Here is a 21,940-nt window from a genome sequence, read left to right on the forward strand (position 1 = left end):
CCTGTCAGGCGGCGTCGTGGAAGATCACGCCGAGCGTCATGCGGTGCCCGGCGCGCAGGCGGCTCACGCCGTGGCGCATCCTCACGCGATACTCACCCTTCGTGCCGCGGCGGGGCCGCTCTGAGGTCGCGAACAGCGCGCCCTCGCCGCGGGCGAGCGTCACCACCTCGGCGCGGGACTGCATACGCGGGCGCTGCTCCGTCAGGACGAGCTCGCCGCCCTCGAACTCGCTGGGATCCGTGAGCAGGACCACGAGCTGCAGCGGGAACGCGACGGCGCCGTAAAGGTCCTGGTGCAGGCAGTTGTAGTCGCCCGGGCCGTACTTGAGGAGGAGCGGCGTCGGCTTGTCCTGCCCCGCGGCGCGGCAGCGCTCGCGCATCCCGACCATGGCGTCCGGGTAGGGCTCGGCGCCCAGCCGCTCGGCCCAGCCGTTCGCGATGCGCGCTGCGTGGGGATAGACCGCCTGCCTCAACCCCGCGACGACCGCGGGAAGCGGATCGGCGAAGTACTTGTACTCGCCCGAGCCGAAGCCGTGGCGCGCCATGACGATGCGGCTGCGGAACCCCTCGCCGTCGTAGCTCGTGGCGAGCGCCGCGCACTCCTCCCGCGTGAGCAGCGCGCCCGTGCGACCTACCCCGTGCGCCTCCACCTCGGCGGCGATGCGCTCCCAATCGAGGGCGTCCACGCGGTCATCCACCCTCCGCCTCCCTCGCGAGGAGCGCGCGTTTTCGCTCAAGTCCCCATCGGTAGCCGCCGAGCCCGCCGTCGGCGCGCACCACCCGGTGACACGGGACGAGGACGGCGATGCGGTTCGCGCCGCATGCTCGCGCCACCGCACGGTGGGCGGTGGGCGCCCCGATCGCCTCGGCGACCTCCCGGTAGCTGCGCGTCGTGCCGGCAGGGATCCGCCTCAGCTCGCCCCACACGCGCTCCTCGAACGCCGTGCCGCGGATGTCGAGCGGCAGCTCCTCGGCGCGGCGCGGCTCCTCGACCGCGCCGACGACCGCGTCGAGCGCGGCCGCCATCGCCGGCCCTCCGTCGAGGACCGTGGCGAGGGGCAGGCGGGCGAGGACCTCGCCGACACCCTCCTGCGCACCCTCCGACAGCACCACGGCGCAGACCCCACGCGCGGAGAACGCGGCGGTGACGACGCCGAGGGGCGCGCGGCGCTGCGCCGTGAGGATGAGCTCGCCGATCCCTCCCGTGGCGACCACGGACGGGCTCATCCCGAGCCGCGCGGCGGCCTCGGCGTAGAACCGCGACAGGCTGCCATAGCCGGCTGCGAACGCCGCGTCCGCCACCGTGCCGCCCTCGCCGAGCGCCGCGACGCTGCGACGGGTGCGCACCGCCTGGGCGTAGGCCTTCGGCGTCAGCCCGGTATGCGCCCTGAAGAGGCGGTGGAAGTGGTGCGCGCTCATGCCGGCGGCCGCGGCGAGTTCGGCGAGCGTCATGTCCCCCTTTTGGAGCATACGGCAGGCCGCCTCCACCGCGAGCGCGTGGCGCTGTGCGGCCGAGGGCTCGGTGGGCCGGCACCTCAGGCATGCGCGGTAGCCCGCGGCCTCCGCCTCCCGCGCGAGGGCGAAGTAGCGCACGTTCTGCGGCCTCGGACGGCGCGCGGGGCAGCTCGGACGGCAGTAGATCCCGGTGGTCGTCACGGCGAAGACGAACGCGCCGTCCGCGTCGCCGTCGCGCGCGAGCACGGCGTCCCACCGCGGGTCCGCGCTCGTCGCGGTTGCGTGCACCGTCACCGAAGGCGCGGCTCGGCTCATCGTCGACATCATCGTCCCTCCGTTGCCCGCCCCCCATGGCCGATGAGCAGCGCGGCGGCGTTCCGCTCCTTGCCTTCAAACTGGCGGACGCTGCGGCACAACTGCTAGCCTGATTGGAAAAACAGGAGGACTTATGCCCGACAGCCAACGCCTCGCAGGAAAGACGGCCATCGTGACCGGAGCCGCCTCGGGCTTCGGCCGCGGCATCGCCCAGCGTTTTGCCGCAGAGGGGGCGCGCGTCGCGGTCCTCGACCTCAACGAGGCCGGAGCACGCGAGGTCGCGTCCGGCATCGGCGAGGCGGCGATCGCGCTCACTGCGGACGTGTCCGATGCGGCCAGCATGGACGAGGCCGGCCGTCAGGCCATCGAGGCGTTCGGCGAGGTGGACATCGTCGTCAATAACGCCGGCTGGTCGCACGCCAACCGACCCGTCATGGAGATCGACGAGGCGGCGTTCGACAAGGTGTTCGCGGTCAACGTCAAGTCGGTGTTCCACGCGGTGCGCACGTTCGTCCCGCATTGGCGCGCCATCGGGCGAGGCGTGATGATCAACGTCGGCTCGACGGCGGGCGTGCGCCCGCGCCCCGGGCTGTCCTGGTACAACGCCTCGAAGGGGGCGGTGAACCTTGCCACGAAGACGCTCGCGGTGGAGCTCGCGTCCGACAAGATCCGGGTATGCGGCATCGCCCCGGTGATCGGCGAGACCGCGCTCCTCGAGACCTTCATGGGCGTGCCGGACACGCCGGAGAACCGCGCGCGGTTCATCGCGACGATCCCGCTCGGCCGCATGTCGACGCCGGCCGACATTGCCGCCGCCGCCGTCTACCTCGCCTCGGACGAGGCCTCGCTCATCACCGGCGTCAACCTCGAGGTGGACGGCGGCCGCTGCGTCTAGAGCATCCCGGGTCTCCTCAGACCCCAGATAACCAGATAAGATGCCTCTAGCTCCTTATGTAAGAGCGGTCTACTTGGGGTTAGGTGGTTCCACCTAACCCCAAACCGCTCTAGCGGGCCGCACGCGCGCTGGGCAGGCCGAGCGGCGTCGGAACTGCTGGACGACGCGCCTGGAAGGTGAGGGTAAGCTGCGTGCCCGGGCCGTCGCCGCGCATCTCGAGCGTCGCGCCCATCTGCACGGCCGACGCCTCGACGATGCGCAGCCCGATGCCCCGCCGCTCGGGTGGGGCAAGGTGCGCGAAGCCGACGCCGTCGTCCGCCATGGTGACCCTGACCGAACCGTCGGGATCCATGACGCCGTGAAGCGTGACCTCACCGGCGCGGCCGTCGGGGAAGGCGTGCTTGAAGGCGTTGGTGACGAACTCGTTGGCGATGGCGGCAAGGGCCGTCGCCTGCTCGGACGTCACCGCCACGGGGTCGAACGCCACCACCACGTGGACGCCCTCCGGCGCGGAGGCGGCAAACAGCGCTCCGACCTTCGCCATGTAGCGGTCGAGGGGGATCTCGTGCTCGACCCCCACCGAGTAGAGCTCCTGATGGAGGAGCGCGACGGACGACACGCGCCGGCCGACCGCCTCGAGCGCCTCGCGGGTCGGCTCCGCCTCTGCCCGCGTGGCCTGCAGGCGCACGAACGAGGCGACCGCCTGCAGCGAGTTCTTCACCCGGTGATCCACCTCGCGATGGAGGATCTCCTGGCGGCGCATGGCGACACGTAGCTCCAGCTCCTTGACCGCCTGGCGCGCCAGGATCGCCAGCAAGTCTCGCTGGAGCACCGTCAGGGTGCGGGGCTTGGTGTCCAGCACGCACAGCGTCCCGAAGGCGACCCCGTCGGGCGAGCGCAGCACCGCGCCGGCGTAGAACATGATGCCAGGCTCGCCGGTGACGAGCGGGTTGTCGCGCGAGCGCGGGTCGAGCCGCGTGTCGGGGATCTCCACGAGGTCGACCGCGGCGGCGGCGGACGACGGCGCATCCGACGCGATGACGCTGGCGACGCCGAGCCCGGCGCCCTCCGCCGCGCCCTCGAGCCCTGCGGCCTCGCCGATGGCGGCGCTCGCGATGGCGTGGGCGCAAACCCACTCGTCGAGCGCGGTCTTCCGCCGGCTCAGCCCGTACCCCGACTTGCACCACTGACGATCGGCATCGATCAGGCTGACGAGCGCCATGGGCGCGTCGCACACGCCCGCAGCCAGCTTGGTGAGCTCGTCGTACTCGCGCGCGAACGGCGTCCCGACCGCGTCGTCGGCCGCGAGGGGGACGCTCGGGGCAGCAGCGCGATCCTCGACAGATCTCATCAGCACCTTCGTGACGCTCGCGCTGGGGGCCGAGGTTGATGTGCCCAATCCGCCGTCGAATCGCAAGCGCGTCGACCCGACGAGCCGCTGTCGACACCGCGCTCGGGCAAGGTTGGGCGGAGGCTTGGCCAAGTCGCCGAACCCGCCGGATGATGCAACATCTTGCACGTTCTGAAGGGTCGCTTTAACATCGGCGACCCTTGCACTCGACTTCTTTGCCGTGCGATGGACGCCGGTAGCGGGCCGCAGAGCCGCCAGGGAGGATACGCCAGATGACGCAAACGACTCGCCGCAGGTTCCTGACGGGAGGCGGCGCGGCCGTCGCCGGTGCATCCGCGCTCGCCGCACCGAGCGTGGTCCGGGCGCAATCGACGATGACCATCAAGATGCAGACCGCGTGGCCCGCGGCGAACATCTGGCAGGAGTTCGCCCAGCAGTACGCCGACCGTGTGTCCGCGATGTCAGGTGGCCGCCTCACCATCGACCTCTTGCCCGCCGGCGCGGTCGTCCAGGCGTTCCAGCTGCAGGACGCGGTGGCGGACGGCGTGCTCGACGCCGGCCACCACGTGACGGCGTACTGGTACGGCAAGAACAAGGCCGCCTCGCTGTTTGGCACCGGCCCGGTGTTCGGCACCGACGCCGCGCAGATGCTCGCCTGGATCCACAACGGCGGCGGCAAGGAGCTCTACCGCGAGCTCGTCGAGGACATCCTTGGCCTCGACATCGTCGGCTTCTTCGCCTTCCCGATGCCGACCCAGCCACTCGGCTGGTTCAACCAAGAAATCACCTCCATCGACCAGATGCAGGGCCTGAAGTACCGCACCGTCGGCCTCGCCTCCGACGTCATGCAGGGCGTCGGCCTGTCGGTGGCGCAGCTTCCCGGGGGCGAGATCGTCCCGGCGCTGGAGCGCGGCGTCATCGACGCGTTCGAGTTCAACAACCCGAGTTCGGACCGGGACTTCGGCGCGCAGGACGTCTCGAAGCACTACATGATGGGCTCCTACCATCAGGCGGCCGAGTTCTTCGAGATCATCTTCAACAAGTCGATGTTCGACGACATGCCGGACGACTTCAAGGCGATCCTGGAGTACGCCGCGGAGGCGGTGAACACGTCGAACTACGGCCTCGCGATGGATCGGTACTCCGCGGACCTCGCGCGGCTGCGCGACGAGGATGGGGTCAACGTCTACCGCACGCCGACGTCCGTCATGGAGCGGCAGCTCGCGAGCTGGGACACTGTCCTCGAGGACCTGACGCAAGACGAGTACTTCGACCGGGTCGTCCAGTCCCAGAAGGAGTGGTCGGAGCGTTGCGGCTACTACAACCTGCTCAACCAGGCGGACTACAAGCTCGCCTACGAGCACTACTTCCCGGGCAAGCTCGGCTTCTGAGGCCAGCTGGCCTCGCCCTCAGCAGCGCGCCGGCCCTCGGGCCGGCGTTTTCGTCCGATACCCGCCTGGGACGCCCGATGGAAGCCTACGTCCGCTTTGCCGATAAGGTGTCCGCCTGGGTGGGCCGAGCGTTCGCCTGGTGCATCATCCTGATGACCTTCGGGGTGACCTACGAGGTCGTCGTCCGCTACGTCTTCCGCGCGCCGACGTCCTGGGCGTTCGACATCTCCTACATGATGTACGGCGCGCTCTTCATGATGGCAGGCGCCTACACGCTATCGCGCGACGGGCACGTGCGCGCGGACGTGTTCTACCGGCTGTGGCGCCCCCGTGTGCAGGCGGGCGTGGAGCTGGTGCTCTACTTCATCTTCTTCTTCCCCGGCGTGCTCGCGCTGATCTTCGCCGGTTGGAAGTACGCCGCACGCTCCATCTCCTACCAGGAGGTGAGCGTCATGAGCCCGGCCGGCGTGCCGATCTTCCAGTTCAAGACGATCATCGTCGCCGCCGGCGTCCTCCTCCTGATCCAGGGCATCGCGCAGGTCTTCCGCTGCGTCCTGTGCCTTCGCGACGGGGCGTGGCCGGTGCGCGAAGGCGACGTCGAGGAGCTCGAGAAGCAGCTGATCCACCAGCACGACCGCGAGGTACTCGCCCACGGATCGGAGGCGGTGGACGTCGTCGCCCCGCGTGCCGACCACACCGAGGAGCGACGCCGTTGACCGATCCTCAGGTCGCCGTGTTCATGCTCGGCTCGTTCATCGTCATCATCATGCTTGGCTTCCCCATCGCCTTCACCCTGGTCGCGATGGCGGTGGGCTTCGGGTACTACGCCTACTTCGATGCCGACCGTCAGTGGCGCACCTACGATGGGCTCGCCGAGGGCGCTGGGCTGTTCGAGACCGTCGGCGAGTGGTTCCAGGGCTTCCTCAACAATCGCGTCTTCGATCTCCTGGTGAACCAGACCTACGGCGTGATGTCGAACGACGTCCTCACCGCCGTGCCGCTGTTCCTGTTCATGGGCTACATCGTCGAGCGCGCGAACATCGTCGACCGGCTGTTCTCCACCCTGCAGATCGCGGCGCGCCGCATCCCGGGCTCCATGGCGGTGGCCGCCCTCATCACCTGCGCGCTGTTCGCCACGGCCACCGGCATCGTCGGCGCCGTCGTCACCCTCATGGGCCTCCTCGCCTTCCCGGCGATGCTGAACGCGCGCTACAACACGAGCTTCGCGTCCGGCGTCATCTGCGCCGGCGGCACGCTCGGCATCCTGATCCCGCCGTCGATCATGCTGATCGTCTACGCGGCGACCTCCAACGTCTCCATCGTGCGGCTTTACGCCGGCGCGCTGCTGCCTGGGCTCCTGCTCGCCGGCATGTACGTGCTCTACGTCATCGGCCGCGCGGTGGTGCAGCCCTCGGTGGCGCCCAAGCTGCGCGAGGAGGAGGTGGAGGGCATCGGTGTGGCGCGGGTCGTCGTCATGATGGTGACATCCTTCCTGCCGCTCGCGATCCTCATCTTCTCGGTGCTCGGCGCCATCCTCTTCGGCCTCGCGACGCCCTCGGAGGCTGCGGCGGTGGGCGCCCTCGGAGGGATCGTCCTTGCGCTCATCTACCGCGCGCTCACCTGGGAGCGGCTGCGCGAGAGCGTCTACCTCACCGTGCGCACCTCGGCGATGGTGTGCTGGCTGTTCGTCGGCTCTTGGTCGTTCGCCTCGATCTTCTCCTACCTCGGTGGCGAGCACCTCGTCGCCGAGTTCGTCACCTCCCTCGACCTGTCGCCGCTGACCTTCCTGATCCTCGCGCAGATCATCATCTTCCTGCTCGGCTGGCCGCTCGAGTGGTCGGAGATCATCATCATCTTCGTTCCGATCTTCCTGCCGCTGCTCGCGGTGTTCGACATCGACCCGCTGTTCTTCGGCATCCTCGTCGCCCTCAACCTTCAAACGTCGTTCCTCACTCCACCGATGGCGATGAGCGCGTATTACTTGAAGGGGGTCGCGCCCCCACAGGTGCGGCTGGCTGAAATCTTCGCCGGCTGCATGCCGTTCCTCGCGATGGTGTTCATCACCATGGCAATCGTCTACGTCTTCCCCCAGATCGTCTACTGGCTCCCGAACCTGGTCTACGGCTGACGATGGCGGACGCACCGGCCCCCGTCACCGCTGCTGTGCTCGCCGAGCGCCTCGCCGCTGGAGCGATCTCGGCGCGCGAGGTCGTCGACGCCTGCCTCGCGCGCATCGCCGAGCGCGAGCCGACGATGAGGGCGTTCGCCCACGTCGACCCCGACCACGCGCGCGCCATGGCCGACGCGCTCGACCGCCACCGCAAGGCGGGGCGACCGCTCGGCGCGCTTCACGGGCTGCCCGTTGGGGTCAAGGACGTCATCGACACGCGCGACTACCCCACGGAGAACGGCACGGCGCAGGACGTGGGGCGGCGGCCGCGCGAGGATGCGACGCTCGTCGCCAGGCTGCGTGCGGCGGGTGCCGTCGTCATCGGCAAGACGGCGACGACCGAGCTCGCCTTCCAGACCCCCGCGGCGACGATGAACCCGCACAACGCGGACCGCACCCCGGGCGGTTCCTCGTCGGGCTCCGCCGTGGCGGTCGCCGATGGCATGGTGCCCCTCGCCATCGGCACGCAGACGGGCGGCTCGGTCATCCGTCCCGCCTCGTTCTGCGGCGTCGTCGGCTACAAGCCGAGCCACGGGGCGATCTCCATGACGGGCGTGCTCGCGCACTCCGAGCACCTCGACACCGCCGGAGTGTTCGCCGCGACCTTGGCGGACGCGGCGCTCCTCGCCGGCGCGCTCATGGGCCACGACCCGCGCGACCCGCGCACCCGCGTGGAGCCGGTGCCGGACCTACCCGCAGCGGCGCGCGCGCAGCCGCCGGTCACGCCGCGCTTCGCCGTCGTGAGGGGTCCGACGTGGGAGCACGCGTCGGAGGACATGGGCGGCCTCCTCGCGGAGGTGCGCGAGGCGCTGGAGGACGGTGCGGACGACGTCGACCTGCCGGAGGTGTTCCTCAACGCCCCGCCGTCCCACCGCCGGCTGATGACGGTGGGCTTCGCGCGCAACCTCGCGCGCTACGTCGACGGCGGGGCAGTGGGGGCCGCGATGCGCGAGGGGGTCGAGGAGGGACGCGCGACGAGCGCGGTCGACTACCTCGCGGCGGTGGACTGGCGCACCGCGCTGATCGCCGGCATCGAGCGCGTGTTCGACCGCTACGACGCGATCCTCACCGCCGCTGCCCCCGGCGAGGCGCCGGGGCGCGAGACCACGGGATCGGCGGCGTTCAACGCCCTGTGGACGATGCTCGGAACGCCTGCAATCACCCTGCCCATGGGGACCGGGTCGACGGGCCTGCCCCTCGGCTTGCAGGTGGTCGGACGCCCGCGCGAGGACGCGCGCCTGGTGCGCACCGCGGCGTGGCTCGAGAGGCGCCTCGGCGGACGTTGAGGCGCTGATCGGGCCGGACGCTCGGTGCCTCTTCACGCCGCCTCGGGCGCCAGCTCCATGGTGTAGTACGCGCTCGCCGGGGTGCCGACGTAGTCGCCGAACGCTTCGCCGCGCACGAACCCGTGGCGCTCGTAGAACGCGCGGACGGCACGGAACTCGTCCCAGTCGCCGGTCTCGAGGCTGACCCGCCGGTACCCGCGCCCGCGCGCCTCGGCGAGGATCGTGGCGAGGATCGCGGTCCCGACGCCGCCACCGCGACGCGCCTTCAGCGTGTGCATCGATTTGATCTCACCGTGGCCGTCGCCGAGCGCCCTCAGCGCGCCGCAACCGACGAGGGTGTCGTCGTCCCACGCGCTCCACACCGTAACGTCCGGTCGGCGCAGCCCGTCGAGCGGAAGGTAGTGGCAGAACCGCTCGCGCGGCGTGATCGCCTCCATGAGCTGCGCGTGCGCCATGAGCAACCCGGCGATCTGCGGCCCCGACAGGTCGTCGACGATGATCCTCATATGGCCCCTCCGGCGTCGCTTGAGCCGTCCGAACGCCCGAAGTTCACCACCTGCTCCGGCCCCCATCAAGCGGTGACGCTTACCGTCGATCTCGGACGCCGCGCTTGCTCCGCGATGCGAACCCGAGCGCGGCATGCCACACTGGTGCGTGCCATCGCTCGACCCCCTGCTGTGGACCGCCGTCGTCGCCATCGCCGTGGCCGGCGGGTTCGTGAAGGGCGCCGTGGGGTTCGCCATGCCCACCGTGATGATGTCCGGCCTCGGGGCCATCCTGCCGCTGGAGGTGGCCCTCGCCGCCCTCATCCTGCCGACGCTCGTGTCGAACGTCGCGCAGTCCCTGCGCGAGGGCTTCGCCTCCGCCCTCGCCGCGGCGCGTGCCCATGTCGGCTACATCGTCATCGTCGTCATCGCCATCCTCGCGGCCGCGCCGCTCGTCAACGTGATCCCGGCACGCACGCTCTACCTCATGATCGGCGTGCCGGTGGTCCTCTTCGCGGCACTGCAGCTCACGGGCGTTCGGCTGGTCGTGCCCGCGCGCCGGCGGCGCGTCGCACAGCTCGGCCTCGGCGGCCTCGCAGGCTTCGTCGGCGGCATCTCCGGGATGTGGGGCGCGCCGACCGTCATCTACCTCACCTCCCTCGGCACGCAGAAGGCCGAGCAGATGCGCGTCCAGGGCATCGTCTACCTGTTCGGCGCCGTCTTCCTCGCCCTCGGGCACCTCGGCTCGGGCGTGCTCAACGCGGCGACGGCGCCGTTGTCCGCCCTCCTCGTGGCACCGGCCCTCCTCGGCATCGCGCTCGGGTTCATGCTGTCGGACCGGCTCGATCAAGCCCGCTTCCGCCAGCTGACCGCGGCGGTCCTCGTCCTCGCTGGCCTCAACCTCGTGCGGCGCGGCCTCATGGGATGACGCGGGCGAACGCGGACGCTAAGACCCTTCGAGGTCAGGGGGGAACGGTGTGAGCGCGCTCGATTGGGTCCTGTCGGTGGTCGGCCTGGCCGGCTTCGTGGCGTTCGTCGGCATCATCGGCTCGTTCGTGCCCGAGACCGACCTCCTCATCGTCATCGGGGTGACCGTGGCGATGCTCGCCTACGACTTCTGGGTCCGCCCGTTGGTCGGCGGCCGTCGTGAACCCGAACCATCCACCCCGCGGGTTGCGGGGACTGCGCCCGGAGCAGTCCCCGCGAACGCTACGCATCGGACGTCTGCTCCAAGGGACACGGCGTCCGGCAGCCGCGCGGCGCGCCAAGCCAGCCCGTTCGGCGACGGCGGGCCGTCCGCGCGCGACGTCGTCGCCGTGGCGCTCACCGCCGGCGAGGCGATCCTGCGGCACTACGACCCCCGCGGTCAGGAGGCGCGCGCGAAGGCGGACGGCTCGCCGGTGACGGCTGCGGACGAGGCGGCGGAAGCAATCATCCTCGACGGCCTCCGCAAGCTCGGCGTCACGCGCATCGTGGCGGAGGAGGCCTTCGCCACCGGCGGCGACGGCGGCATCGACCCCGCGGACGAGTTCTGGCTGATCGATCCCCTCGACGGCACCAAGGAGTTCGTCTCCGGCAGCGGTGAGTTCACCGTCAACATCGCCCGGATCGTCGGGGGACGGCCCTCCGGCGGGGTGGTGCTGTGTCCGGCGCTTGGCGAGCTGTACTGGACCGAGGGCAACGGCGCGCATCACGCGCGGGTGGAGGGCGGCGCGATCGTCGGCGAGCGTCGGATCGAGGTCCGTACGCCGCAAGGTCCGCTGAGGGTCGTGGCGTCGAAGTCCCACCTCACGGAGGAGACGCGAACGTTCGTCGAGCGCTTCGATGTCCACGACTTCCTCTCGTTCGGCTCCTCGCTGAAGTTCTGCCGCGTGGCGGACGGCACCGCCGACCTTTACCCCCGCATGGGCCGGACGATGGAGTGGGACACGGCGGCCGGCCACGCGGTGCTCGCCGCCGCCGGCGGTGAGGTTCGCACGATGGATGGTGCGCGTTTAACTTATGGGAAGGTGGATCACCCATCAGGGGCATACGCCAACCCGCACTTCGTGGCCGCCGGCGCGTTCGACCCCTTCGCGCTCGCCAAGGCCTCCTGAGGCCCCCCGGCCCCTTACCCTACGGACGAGGAACGTCATGGCGGTCGACCGCGGCTCGCACCTCAAGCGCCTGGAGGACGAGGCGATCTTCATCATGCGCGAGGTTGCGGCCGAGTTCCGCCACCCCGTCATGCTCTACTCGGTGGGCAAGGACTCGGCGGTCATGCTCCACCTGGCGCTGAAGGCGTTCCACCCGTCGCCGCTGCCGTTCCCGCTGCTCCACGTGGACACCACGTGGAAGTTCCGCGAGATGATCGCCTTCCGCGACCGCAAGGCGGCCGAGCTCGGCCTCGAGCTCATCGTACACATCAACGCGGAGGGCGTGGCGGCGGGCGTCGGCCCGTTCACCCACGGCTCCTCGTACCACACGACGGTGATGAAGACCGAGGCGCTGAAGCAGGCTCTCACCCGGCACGGCTTCGACGCTGCGTTCGGCGGCGCGCGGCGGGACGAGGAGAAGTCGCGGGCGAAGGAGCGCGTGTTCTCGTTCCGCACCGCCAATCACGGCTGGGACCCCAAGACCCAGCGGCCGGAACTCTGGCAGCTCTACAACGGACGCGTCGCCAAGGGAGAGTCCATCCGCGTCTTCCCGCTGTCCAACTGGACCGAGCTCGACATCTGGCAGTACATCATGATGGAGGGGATCGAGATCGTGCCGCTCTACTTCGCCGCCATGCGGCCCGTGGTGGAGCGGGACGGCGCGCTCATCATGGTGGACGACGAGCGCATGCCCCTTGCCCCGGGCGACGTGGTCGCCGAGCGCATGGTGCGCTTCCGCACCCTCGGCTGCTATCCGCTCACCGGCGCGGTGGAGAGCCGGGCGGCGACGCTGCCGGACATCGTGGCGGAAATGCTGATCGCGCGCACGTCGGAGCGCCAGGGCCGCGTCATCGACCACGACGAGGCGGCCTCGATGGAGAAGAAGAAGCGCGAGGGGTACTTTTAGATGTCGCTGGCCGAAGCCCGCCCGGATGCCTTCCTCGACTACCTGGCTGCCCAGGAGCGAAAGTCGTTCCTGCGCTTCATCACCTGCGGCAGCGTCGACGACGGCAAGTCAACGCTGATCGGCCGGCTGCTCTACGAGTCGAAGCTCATCTTCGAGGACCAGCTCGCCGCGGTGGAGCGCGACTCCAAGCGACATGGCACCACGGGTGAGGACATCGACCTCGCGCTCCTCGTCGACGGGCTCGAGGCGGAGCGCCAGCAGGGCATCACCATCGACGTCGCCTACCGCTTCTTCGCGACGGAGAAGCGCAAGTTCATCGTCGCCGATACGCCGGGCCACGAGCAGTACACGCGCAACATGGCGACCGGCGCGTCCACGGCGGACCTCGCCGTGCTCCTGGTGGACGCGCGCGCCGGGCTACAGGTGCAGACGCGCCGCCACGCCTACCTGGTGTCGCTCTTGGGCATCCGCCACGTGGCGCTCGCGGTAAACAAGATCGACCTCGTCGAGTTCTCGCAGGCGCGCTTCGACGAGATCCGCGACGAGTTCGAGCGCTTCGCCGCGCCGTTCGCCTTCGACGGCCTCGTCGCGATCCCGATCTCCGCGCGCTACGGCGACAACGTCGTCACGTGCTCCGAGCGTACCCCCTGGTACGATGGGCCTTCGCTGATGACGCACCTCGAGGCCGTCGAGGTCGTCTCCGACCGAGCCGAGCGGCCGTTCCGCATGCCGGTCCAGTGGGTCAACCGGCCGAACCTCGACTTCCGCGGCTTCTCCGGCACCGTCGCTTCCGGGCGGGTGCGGCGTGGCGACCCGGTCGTCGTCGCCTCCTCGGGCCGGGACGCGCGGGTCGCCCGCATCGTGACCATGGACGGCGACGTGCAGGACGCCATCGCCGACGAGGCGGTGACGATCGTCCTCGACCGCGAGGTCGATGTCTCGCGCGGCGACGTCCTCGTGCCGCCTGCGCACCGTCCCGAGGTCGCGGACCAGTTCGCGGCGAACATCGTCTGGATGGCGGAAGAGCCGCTGTTCCCGGGACGCCCCTACCTCCTGAAGATCGGCACGCGCACAGTCACGGCGCAGGTGACGGAGATCAAGCACCGCACCGACGTCAACACGTTCGACCACCTCGCCGCCAAGGAGCTCGGCCTCAACGAGGTGGGCTTCTGCAACGTGTCCCTGTCGGCGGAGGTGGCGTTCGACGCCTACGAGACGAACCGAGCCACCGGCGCGTTCATCCTCATCGACCGCCTGTCGAACGCCACGGTGGGCGCGGGCATGATCGCCTTCGCGCTGCGGCGTGCCACCAACATCCACTGGCAGGCCCTCGACGTCACCAAGGCCTCGCGCGCGTCGATGAAGGGGCAGAAGCCGGCGATCCTGTGGTTCACCGGCCTGTCGGGCTCCGGCAAGTCCACCATCGCCAACCTCGTGGAGCGGCGCCTCGTGGCCGCCGGCCGGCACACCTACATCCTCGACGGTGACAACGTGCGTCACGGGCTCAACCGCGACCTCGGCTTCACCGATGCCGACCGCGTCGAGAACATCCGCCGTGTCGCGGAGGCGGCGAAGCTGTTCGTCGATGCGGGGATGATCGTGCTCGTCTCGTTCATCTCGCCGTTCCGCTCGGAGCGGCGCATGGCGCGCGAGCTCGTGGAGGACGGCGAGTTCCTCGAAGTCCACATCGACACGCCCATCGAGGAGTGCCGCCGTCGCGACCCCAAGGGGCTCTACGCGAAGGCGGACGCCGGCCGGCTGAAGAACTTCACGGGCGTCGATTCCCCGTACGAGCCGCCCGAGCACGCCGAGGTCGTCATCGACACCACGTTGGGCGAGGCGGAGGAGCACGCCGAGCGCCTCGTCGCCGAGCTCCGAGCCCGCGGCTTCATCGACTAGGCGGTCAGACCGTTTTGGCTCAGGTGCCGGCCAGCCGGCCGGACGCCTCCCACGACAGCGCGTCCTCGAGCTGCGCGTCGCCCCAGAAGCGCTCGCCACCCGTCGTGACGAAGGATGGGGCGCCGAAGAGGCCGTGTTCCTTCGCCTCGTCCACTGCCGCGAACAGCGCCGCCTTCGCCGCCGGGTCCTGCGCGCCCGCGGCGATCCGGTCCGGGTCGAGGCCCGCCTCCCGTGCGGCGTCGGCGAGCACGTCGGGCTCGGCCTGATCCCGCCCCTCCACGAACACGCAGCGGTACACCGCGCGCGAGAAGGCCGGCCGCTCGGCGTCGCCGAGGGCGAGCGCTGCACGGCCCGCGGCGACGCTGCGCTGGGGGAACACCGCGGGCTTGGTGAACGGCATCCCTCGGTGCATGGCGCGCCTTGCGATGTCGTGCCACATGAAGTCCGCCTTCGCCGGACTCCTGAGGTTCGGCGTCGCGCCGAGCCCCGCGTCGGCGAAGATCGGGCCCAGGAGGAAGGGCCGCCAGACGACCTCGACGCCGGCCTCTGCGGCGGCGTCCTCCATCCGCATCACGGCAAGGTAGGAGTAGCTCGAGGTGAAGTCGTAGTAGAAGGTCAGCGCCATCGTCGCTCCGGCCAGCCGTCGGGCTGCGGGGCATCGTGGGACGACGGCGGCGACGGTGCAAGCCCCGGATGGACCGCCCCATCGGACGGAAATTCGGTCGCACCGCGGTGGGGCGGACGTCGGGACAGCGCAACGGGGATCGCCGGCGCTGCAACCTTGACCGTCATCTTGGGCGCTGCGAACGTCCGCGCCATCCGGGAGACTCCGCATGAAGCGCCTCGCAATCGCCATCGGCCTCGCGCTCGGCATGGCGCATGGGGCCGCAGCGCAGGACAGCCGCGCCGCGATCATCGATTCGGCTTGGGACACCCGCCCCTACATCGACGGGCTCCGCCAGCGCGGGGTCGAGGTGGTGGGCCGCTACCTCGCGCGCTGCCCTCAGCCCGAACGCGGGCTGCCGTCGAAGCGCCTCATCGACCAGGGTCCGTCGTCCGACCCGTCGAGCGAGGTCCGCCGCATCCTCGACGCTGGCATGGCGATCCTGTCGATCTACCAATACAACAACGACTCCAAGCTGAAGTTCGTCGGCAAGGACCGTGATGGGAAGCCGCTGCCGGACGCGGCATGCCGGCCGACGACCCGCGAGCGCAGCCCCACCGCCGAGGGCGAGCTCGACGCCGTGGCGGCGGTGACCCAAGCGAAGGCGCTGGGACAGCCGCGGCGCTCGGCGATCTACTTCGGCGTCGACATCGCGTTCCAGCGCTCGGACGGGGCCACCCGGGCGGCGATGCTCGCATACTTCCGCGAGGTGCGCCGCATCGTGCGAGGGGCGGGCTACGCGCTCGGCGCCTACGGCAACGGCGACGCGCTCGACGTGCTCCTCGAAGCCGGCCTCATCGAGCACACGTGGCTATCCGCCTCCCGCGCCTACCCGGGCAGCACCGCCTTCCACAACTCGGGCCGCTGGCAGCTCTTCCAGAGCGGAGTGAACCTCGAGTGGTTCGGCGGGACGCCCGGCTCCTGCCGGCCCGGGCTGCCGCTCGACGTCAACGTCAAGAACCCGCGCTTCGCGAACGACGCGCTGGGCTTCTGGGGACGTCGGGGGGTGACGCGCCTCGCCGCCGGCCGCACGCGCGCAATCTACGACGCGCGGCGCTTCGCGTGCGACGGGGACGCGCGCATCCGGCGGACCGCGACGTCCGGCGCGCGGGACCTCATCTCCGCGGGGAACCAATGCCGCGGCGGGCGCACGGTGCGGCATCCTGCTACCGTGGACTTCGCCAACGCCGTCAGGATCGGCGAGCAGCGCGGCTCCGTCGTCGAGGTGGACCACGACGACGATGGCACGATGGACGGGTGGACGGCGGTGTCGAACCTCACACCCAGCTTCTCGGTGAAGCCGGAATGGATCTTCTCCAAGTCCGCCCGCCACGCCGCGCGCTGCCCCAGCTGACGCCGGCGCCTACCAGTCCTTCGCGGCGCCTTGCCCGCGAACAACTGGCGCAGCAACGCCTTAAGGGGCTGGGCGTTTGCCCCCCATGTCCGCCGCTCCGCACATCGCGCCGACCCGCACGCTTGCCCCGCGCAAGTCCCCCGACGACCTCGCCGCGCTGCCGCGACGACCGCAACGGCTGTGGCGACCCAAGCGCATCCTCATCACGCGGGACGCGGCGGACAGCGCGGTGGCCGAACGGGCGACGCAGGCCGGCGAGGCCATGGGCTGCGAGGTGGTGCGGCTCAAGGGCAACCGCGTCACCGGACTCAAGGGCGACAGCGAGGCCGACACCTACCGGCGCGCCAAGTCGACGCTCGCCATCGTCAACGCGCCCGCCTCCGCGCTGAGGTTTCAGCCCATCCCGCCGTCGGCGGACTTCCGCATCGACCTCGCCGTCGGCTGCCCGGCGCACTGCCAGTACTGCTACCTCGCAGGCTCGCTGTCGGGCCCGCCGGTGACGCGCGCCTACGCGAACCTTCCGGAGATCTTCGCCGCCGTGCCATCCCACGTCGGCGCGGGGACGATCACCTCGCGCTCGGCCGAGCGGTCCGCCGAGGGGACGACGTTCGAGGCCTCCTGCTACACCGATCCGCTCGGCATCGAGCACCTCACCGGCGCGTTGTCGGACGCCATCGTGCACTTCGGCCAGCTCGGCGCGGACGGGTCCGCGGGCCTGCGCTTCACCACCAAGTACGACGCGGTGGATGGCCTGCTGGACCTTGAGCATGGCGGCCGCACGCGGGTCCGCTTCTCGGTGAACGCCGAGGTCATCACGCGCCGCTTCGAGGGCGGCACCGCGCGCCTCGCCGACCGGCTCGCCGCCATGGGTCGGCTCGCCGCGGCGGGCTACCCCGTCGGCCTCACCATCGCGCCGATCATGCCGGTCGACGACTGGCGCGAGGCCTACGACGCGCTGCTCTCGGGGGCTGCGGAGGCGTTGCCGGACGGGGCGGACCTCACCGTCGAGCTGATCACGCACCGCTTCACGCCCGGCAGCCGCGAGGTCCTGCTCGGCTGGTACCCGGCGACGTCGCTGGAGATGGACCCCGCCGTCCGCGCGCAGAAGCGCAACAAGTTCGGCGGCGTGAAGTACGTCTACCCCAAGACGCTGATGGACGAGATGAAGGGATGGTTCACAGAGGCGACGGCGCGGCACCTGCCGGCCGCACGGCTGCTTTACTGGACGTAACGGACCGGTTGGGTTCACTCCATCGGTCGCTCACGGCGGGCCGGATCGGTTCTTCAACGCCGCGACGGCTGCGAGCCCGGCGACGGCGAGGGCTGCGGCGAAGAGCACCATCGCGAAGCTGCCGGCGGCTTGCCAGACGAGCGCCCCCAGGGACGGCGCCAGCGCGAAGCCGGCGAGGTACGGCACCGCAAGCCAGCCCGCGACCACGCCGTACCGTGCGGTGCCAAGCACCTGCGCGGTGACGACGGGCTTCAAGATGCTCGTCGTCCCGTAGGCCGCGCCCTGCATCGCGGCGACGGCGAAGGCGAGCGTGGCTGAGCCGCCGGACGCGAGGAGGAGCAGCGCCGCGAGCGCGACGCCGCCGAACGCGACGCGGCACACGATGAGCGCGGGTGCCCGCGCCTCGTAGCGCAGCAGGATGAGCCGTCCCGCCACCTGCATCGGGCCGACCGTGGAGGCGGCGGCCACCGCGAGCGGCAGGGAGATGCCGCGCTCGGACAGGAGCGGGATGAGGTGGTTGATGAGGATGCCGTGGTTCAGCGCCATGAAGGTGAACGCGGCGCCGAGCAGCACGAAGCTCCGCCGCGCCAACGGAAAGGGTGATGGGGGGACGAGCCCTCCTAACGAGTCGCTCATGTTCCCGTCGATCCGGGTGATGATCCTCGCACCGAGGAACAGCGCGGGCGCGGCGAGGATGCCGGCGACGAGCGCGAACGCGACGACCGCGCCGCGCCAGCCCATCACCGATGCGCTCCAGGCTCCGAACGGGAACGCGAGCGCCGACGCGAAGCCCGCGACGAGCGTGATGCGCGTGATCGCCCAGCGTGCGCGCGGACCCAGCGCCCGTGTCACCGTGGCGAAGCACGGCTCGTAAAGGCAGCCGGCGTGGCACAGCCCGACGCAGGCCCACGCCGCGACGAAGCCGGTGGGCGTCGTGGCGCTCGCGACGCCGACGAGGCCGAGCGCGCCGAACGCGGCCCCCCCGCCGAGCAGCCAGGGACCGGCCCCGGCGTCGATCAGCCGGCCGGCGAGGGGCGCCGCGAGGGCGGAGGCGAGGACGGCGACGGTGAGGGCCAGCGTAAGCTGCGGCTTGCCCCAACCGAGCGTCTCCTCCCACGCCACGAGCAGCGCGGCGAAGCTGTAGTACAGCGAGGCCCAGGCGAGCGTCTGGCCGAGCGCCAGCAGCGCGACGCCCATCCGCTCCCGTCGACCGGCCTCCCCCGGCAGCCGACGTCCCATGGCGGAGGGTCGCACGAGGCCGTTCACCGTCGACGGTTAGACGGTGGCCGCCCGTCGGTCGAGCCTGGACCGCCCATCATGGCGCAACGGCGTGGTAGAGTTGGCCGCCGTTGTGGAGTTGCGGAAAAGGGCGAGCCAGTGCGGTCGCGGACGTGCCTCGTCGACCGAGGTTTGCCACAACCATCGCAGCCGTGCCGTCCCCCTCGGCGGCGCGCGTCATGACGTTCTCGTCGGCTTGGCTCGAACTCAGGGTCGCGGCGGACGAGCGCTCCCGTGCGCGCGACCTCATCGTCCGCGCCGCAAGGGACCTCGCAAGGATGACCGCGCCGCGGCGCGTCCTCGACCTCGGCGCGGGGACCGGCGCGACCCTGCGCGCCCTCGCGCCTGCCCTTCCGCCCGCCGCGTGGACGCTCCTCGACGCCGACGCGGCCCTGCTCGCCGAGGCACGTCGACGGGCTCGACCGGAGCCGACCGTCCGCGTCGCCGACCTCGCCACGGATCCCCTGTGGGATCGAGGCTCCCGTCCGCACCTCGTCACCGCCTCGGCGCTCTTCGACCTCGCGTCGGCCGAGTTCGTCGCCCGCTTGGCCGAGCGGCTCGGTGAAGATCGCGTCCCGCTCCTCGCCATGCTGACCTACGACGGTCGCCTCGCCATCCATCCGCCGCACCCGAGGGACGGCGCGATGGTCGAGGCGTTCAACACCCACCAGCGGGGCGCGAAGTCGTTCGGTCCCGCGCTGGGTCCGGACGGAGCGCGGGCGCTCACCGAGGCGATGGAGCGCGTTGGGGCAACGGTCACCGTGCGCGACACGCCGTGGCGCCTCTCGCGGCCCATGGACGGCGCGCTCATGGACGCGATGCTCGATGGATGGGCGCACGCCGCCCGCGAGGCGGGCGCGAACGACACCGAGGAGTGGCGTGAGGCGCACCGTGCGGCTCGCACGCTCCTCGTCGGCCACCGCGATCACCACGCGACGTTCTGAGCCGTCCTGAAGTTGCAGTCGAACAGCACGTCCCCGCCGGGCAACGGGCGAACCTCGACGGTGGGCCGCATCGCCTCCTCCATCCGGAGGATGGGTGGCAGCGCGATGCCAAGCGTCCCCGAGCCGATCAGCAGCGGCGCGACGAGGAGGCAGAGCCGGTCGAGCGCGTCGGCTGCGAGAAAGCCGCTCACCGTCGAGGAGCCGCCCTCCACGAGGACGCGCCGGAACCCGCGTTCGGCGAGCGCATCGAGGATCGCCGCGGGCGGCAGCGGGCCGTCGGCCGGCACGTGCTCCACGCCCGCCGGGTCGTCGGGGTGCGGTGGGCCGAACACGATGCGCCTCACGCCGTCCCGATGGAGGAGCCGGAGCCGCCCGCCAGCGGTGCGCCGCCGATCGATGAGCACCCGCGCCGGGTCCGGTCCGCTGGCGCGGCGCACCGTGAGCCGCGGGTCGTCGGCACGTGCCGTTCCCGCGCCGACGACGACCGCGTCGACGCTCGCGCGCAGGCGGTGGAGGAGGTCGAGTGCCGCCGGCCCGTTGACGTAGTGCGAGTGGCCGGAGGCGGTCGCGATGCGCCCGTCGAGGGACTGGCCGAGCTGGGCGACGACGAGCGCCCCGCCCGCGGCGCGCGCCGCCCGCAGGGCCCGAAGCGTCGACGGTGCCTCGGCGTCAGTCAGGGGCGCCCCGGCCACATGCGCGCGAGGACGCCGTCTCGTCGGACGAACCGATGGTAAAGCGCAGCAGCGACATGCAGTGCCACAAGCGCCATCAGAAGCCTTGCCCCGAGCCCATGCGCCCACGCGACCGTTTCGTAGGCGTCCCGGTCCGGCGCCGTCAGCGCGGGCAGCGAGAGGCCGGCGAACAGGTCGAGGGCAGGGAAGAGCGACACGGCGAGCCAGCCGGCCAGCGGCATCGCAACGAGGAGCGCGTAGAGCGCGCCGTGGTTCGCGGCGGCGATCCGGCGGTGCGCGGCGGTCAGCGTCGGCTCGGGGGGCGGGGCTCCGAACACGAGGCGATTGGCGAGGCGCAGGACGATCAGCCACAGGAGCACGAAGCCCACCGTCTTGTGGCTCGTGTAGAGGCCGTTGGTGAGCTCGTCCCAGATGCCCAGATCGTGCCCGCGCCAGGTCATGACGAGCCCCGTCGTCAGCATGAAGGCGACCGCGACGGCGCTCACCCAATGGAACGCCTTCGCGACGGAGGGGTAGCTCTGCCCCGGCACAGCGTGTTCGTCGCTGGTCGCCATCGCCGCCTCGCTGCCAGAGGTGCTCCCCGAGCCTTGCAGATCGGTGCCGCCCGATGCTGGCTGAAGTCAAGCGATGCGTTAAAAGCGTGCGCCGCTCGGCAACGGGCGGAAGGGTTCGTTTCGTCCTTGTTTCGCGTCGCGGACGGGGGTCGTGGGCGGCAGCGAGCGTGGGAGGTGGCGATGGTCCTGAGCGAGAAGTTTGCAGCGAAGGGGCTCTCGCTCGTGGCGTCGACGCCGGTGGAGATCCGCGGGCGCATCTGGGTGTGCCTGGCGTTCGAGCCCGCAGGGCGACCCATGGGGGACATGCCGCACCTCGCGCTGGTGGCGGGGCGGCGGGACTGGCCGCGCGTGGACGACCTCGGTGCGGCGGTCCATGCCGAGCTGTCCGGGGGCAACTCCGTGCTCACGCGCATCCACTCCGAGTGCCTGCTGGGGGACGCGTTCGGCTCGTCCATGTGCGACTGCGGCGATCAGATGCGGCTGTCCATGGAGGAGATGGACGCGCGCCGCGAGGGGCTCTTCGTCTACTTGCGGCAGGAGGGCCGTGGGATCGGCATGCGCGCCAAGCTCGACTGCCTCGCGCTGCAGTACGGCTTCGTGGGAGGCCGGCACGTGACGCACCGACACACGTCCGACGAGGCGAACCTTGCCATGGGGTTCGACGTGGACGAGCGCTCGTTCCTCATCGCCGGCGCGCTCATCAGGGCGCTCGACATCGCCTCGGTTCAGGTGATCACCGGCAACCCGCAGAAGACCGCGGACCTCGCAGCCGCGGGCGTGACCGTCGCCTCCACGCTCGACCTGTGGTCCGGCTCGGCCTCCACCCGTGCGGCCGAGGAGCTCGCCGAGAAGGTGGCGCGGGGCTACACCTACGAGCGGTAGGGCGGCCGCCGTCGCGTGGTGGCAGACATTGGTCTCGAGCGCGTAAAGTCAGG

At 71.0% G+C, this 21,940-nt stretch carries 21 protein-coding genes; 13 read left to right on the forward strand and 8 right to left on the reverse strand.

Going from position 1 to position 21,940, the window contains the following annotated elements; translation table 11 throughout:
* Window positions 1-4: 4 nt before the first annotated feature.
* Complete coding sequence (locus ACOOE8_RS05430) at window positions 5-697, reverse strand: 2OG-Fe(II) oxygenase (protein ID WP_420393828.1); 693 nt, start codon at window positions 695-697, stop codon at window positions 5-7.
* On the reverse strand, window positions 690-1,781 hold the full coding sequence (gene ada / locus ACOOE8_RS05435) for a bifunctional DNA-binding transcriptional regulator/O6-methylguanine-DNA methyltransferase Ada (RefSeq protein WP_420393829.1): 1,092 nt from the start codon (window positions 1,779-1,781) through the stop codon (window positions 690-692). Before ada ends, ACOOE8_RS05430 begins: the two co-directional genes overlap by 8 nt.
* A 121-nt stretch (window positions 1,782-1,902) precedes the next feature.
* On the opposite strand from ada, the gene ACOOE8_RS05440 reads away from it, so the two are divergent.
* Window positions 1,903-2,664: an SDR family oxidoreductase gene (locus ACOOE8_RS05440; protein WP_420393830.1), complete on the forward strand. Its 762-nt coding sequence runs from the start codon at window positions 1,903-1,905 to the stop codon at window positions 2,662-2,664.
* A gap of 109 nt (window positions 2,665-2,773) precedes the next feature.
* On the opposite strand, the gene ACOOE8_RS05445 is transcribed toward ACOOE8_RS05440, so the two are convergent.
* Window positions 2,774-4,015 (reverse strand): sensor histidine kinase, encoded by a 1,242-nt coding sequence (locus ACOOE8_RS05445; RefSeq protein WP_420393831.1) that lies wholly within the window; start codon window positions 4,013-4,015, stop codon window positions 2,774-2,776.
* A 272-nt stretch (window positions 4,016-4,287) separates the two neighbouring features.
* Between ACOOE8_RS05445 and ACOOE8_RS05450 the strand changes: the two genes are divergently transcribed.
* From ACOOE8_RS05450 to ACOOE8_RS05465, 4 genes are all read left to right on the forward strand, one after another.
* Entirely contained in the window at window positions 4,288-5,406 is a 1,119-nt protein-coding gene (locus ACOOE8_RS05450; RefSeq protein WP_420393832.1) for a TRAP transporter substrate-binding protein, read from the forward strand.
* A gap of 77 nt (window positions 5,407-5,483) precedes the next feature.
* Entirely contained in the window at window positions 5,484-6,122 is a 639-nt protein-coding gene (locus ACOOE8_RS05455) for a TRAP transporter small permease subunit (RefSeq protein WP_420393833.1), read from the forward strand.
* Window positions 6,119-7,534, forward strand: a complete 1,416-nt coding sequence (locus ACOOE8_RS05460) for a TRAP transporter large permease (protein WP_420393834.1) — start codon at window positions 6,119-6,121, stop codon at window positions 7,532-7,534. The genes ACOOE8_RS05455 and ACOOE8_RS05460 overlap by 4 nt, the downstream gene beginning before the upstream one ends.
* 2 nt (window positions 7,535-7,536) lie before the next feature.
* Window positions 7,537-8,862 carry an amidase gene (locus ACOOE8_RS05465; RefSeq protein ID WP_420393835.1) on the forward strand — a complete coding sequence of 442 codons (1,326 nt, stop codon included), beginning with the start codon at window positions 7,537-7,539 and terminating at the stop codon, window positions 8,860-8,862.
* Window positions 8,863-8,894: 32 nt separating this feature from the next.
* Here ACOOE8_RS05465 and ACOOE8_RS05470 read toward each other — a convergent pair whose 3' ends face one another.
* Entirely contained in the window at window positions 8,895-9,368 is a 474-nt protein-coding gene (locus ACOOE8_RS05470) for a GNAT family N-acetyltransferase (RefSeq protein ID WP_420393836.1), read from the reverse strand.
* A gap of 133 nt (window positions 9,369-9,501) precedes the next feature.
* On the opposite strand from ACOOE8_RS05470, the gene ACOOE8_RS05475 reads away from it, so the two are divergent.
* Genes ACOOE8_RS05475 through cysN form a run of 4 tightly spaced genes read left to right on the forward strand, consistent with a single transcriptional unit; the run spans window position 9,502 to window position 14,288 of the window.
* Window positions 9,502-10,275: a sulfite exporter TauE/SafE family protein gene (locus ACOOE8_RS05475; RefSeq protein WP_420393837.1), complete on the forward strand. Its 774-nt coding sequence runs from the start codon at window positions 9,502-9,504 to the stop codon at window positions 10,273-10,275.
* A gap of 49 nt (window positions 10,276-10,324) precedes the next feature.
* Window positions 10,325-11,443 (forward strand): 3'(2'),5'-bisphosphate nucleotidase CysQ, encoded by a 1,119-nt coding sequence (cysQ, locus tag ACOOE8_RS05480; RefSeq protein WP_420393838.1) that lies wholly within the window; start codon window positions 10,325-10,327, stop codon window positions 11,441-11,443.
* A gap of 37 nt (window positions 11,444-11,480) precedes the next feature.
* Window positions 11,481-12,389 carry a sulfate adenylyltransferase subunit CysD gene (cysD, locus tag ACOOE8_RS05485; protein WP_420393839.1) on the forward strand — a complete coding sequence of 303 codons (909 nt, stop codon included), beginning with the start codon at window positions 11,481-11,483 and terminating at the stop codon, window positions 12,387-12,389.
* The gene (gene cysN, locus ACOOE8_RS05490) at window positions 12,390-14,288 is read left to right on the forward strand and encodes a sulfate adenylyltransferase subunit CysN (protein WP_420393840.1); all 1,899 of its coding nucleotides are present in this window, start codon (window positions 12,390-12,392) and stop codon (window positions 14,286-14,288) included.
* A 19-nt stretch (window positions 14,289-14,307) separates the two neighbouring features.
* Here cysN and ACOOE8_RS05495 read toward each other — a convergent pair whose 3' ends face one another.
* Entirely contained in the window at window positions 14,308-14,913 is a 606-nt protein-coding gene (locus ACOOE8_RS05495) for a 2-hydroxychromene-2-carboxylate isomerase (protein WP_420393841.1), read from the reverse strand.
* Window positions 14,914-15,121: 208 nt separating this feature from the next.
* Here ACOOE8_RS05495 and ACOOE8_RS05500 point away from each other — a divergent pair, with 208 nt between their 5' ends.
* Both ACOOE8_RS05500 and ACOOE8_RS05505 read left to right on the forward strand, forming a co-directional pair.
* Window positions 15,122-16,306: a DUF1906 domain-containing protein gene (locus ACOOE8_RS05500; RefSeq protein WP_420393842.1), complete on the forward strand. Its 1,185-nt coding sequence runs from the start codon at window positions 15,122-15,124 to the stop codon at window positions 16,304-16,306.
* A gap of 85 nt (window positions 16,307-16,391) precedes the next feature.
* Window positions 16,392-17,537 carry a spore photoproduct lyase family protein gene (locus ACOOE8_RS05505; protein WP_420393843.1) on the forward strand — a complete coding sequence of 382 codons (1,146 nt, stop codon included), beginning with the start codon at window positions 16,392-16,394 and terminating at the stop codon, window positions 17,535-17,537.
* A gap of 30 nt (window positions 17,538-17,567) precedes the next feature.
* On the opposite strand, the gene ACOOE8_RS05510 is transcribed toward ACOOE8_RS05505, so the two are convergent.
* Window positions 17,568-18,791: an MFS transporter gene (locus ACOOE8_RS05510; RefSeq protein ID WP_420393844.1), complete on the reverse strand. Its 1,224-nt coding sequence runs from the start codon at window positions 18,789-18,791 to the stop codon at window positions 17,568-17,570.
* Between the two features lie 203 nt (window positions 18,792-18,994).
* Here ACOOE8_RS05510 and ACOOE8_RS05515 point away from each other — a divergent pair, with 203 nt between their 5' ends.
* Entirely contained in the window at window positions 18,995-19,759 is a 765-nt protein-coding gene (locus ACOOE8_RS05515) for a methyltransferase domain-containing protein (protein ID WP_420393845.1), read from the forward strand.
* On the opposite strand, the gene ACOOE8_RS05520 is transcribed toward ACOOE8_RS05515, so the two are convergent.
* Window positions 19,741-20,451 carry a RibD family protein gene (locus ACOOE8_RS05520; RefSeq protein ID WP_420393846.1) on the reverse strand — a complete coding sequence of 237 codons (711 nt, stop codon included), beginning with the start codon at window positions 20,449-20,451 and terminating at the stop codon, window positions 19,741-19,743. The two genes, ACOOE8_RS05515 and ACOOE8_RS05520, sit on opposite strands and share 19 nt — an antisense overlap.
* On the reverse strand, window positions 20,433-21,005 hold the full coding sequence (locus tag ACOOE8_RS05525) for a cytochrome b (protein WP_420393847.1): 573 nt from the start codon (window positions 21,003-21,005) through the stop codon (window positions 20,433-20,435). Before ACOOE8_RS05525 ends, ACOOE8_RS05520 begins: the two co-directional genes overlap by 19 nt.
* A 180-nt stretch (window positions 21,006-21,185) precedes the next feature.
* Here ACOOE8_RS05525 and ACOOE8_RS05530 point away from each other — a divergent pair, with 180 nt between their 5' ends.
* Entirely contained in the window at window positions 21,186-21,887 is a 702-nt protein-coding gene (locus ACOOE8_RS05530) for a hypothetical protein (RefSeq protein ID WP_420393848.1), read from the forward strand.
* Window positions 21,888-21,940 lie beyond the last annotated feature (53 nt).

It is taken from the genome of Acuticoccus sp. (assembly GCF_965213555.1).
In the GTDB taxonomy this organism is placed as follows: domain Bacteria; phylum Pseudomonadota; class Alphaproteobacteria; order Rhizobiales; family Amorphaceae; genus Acuticoccus.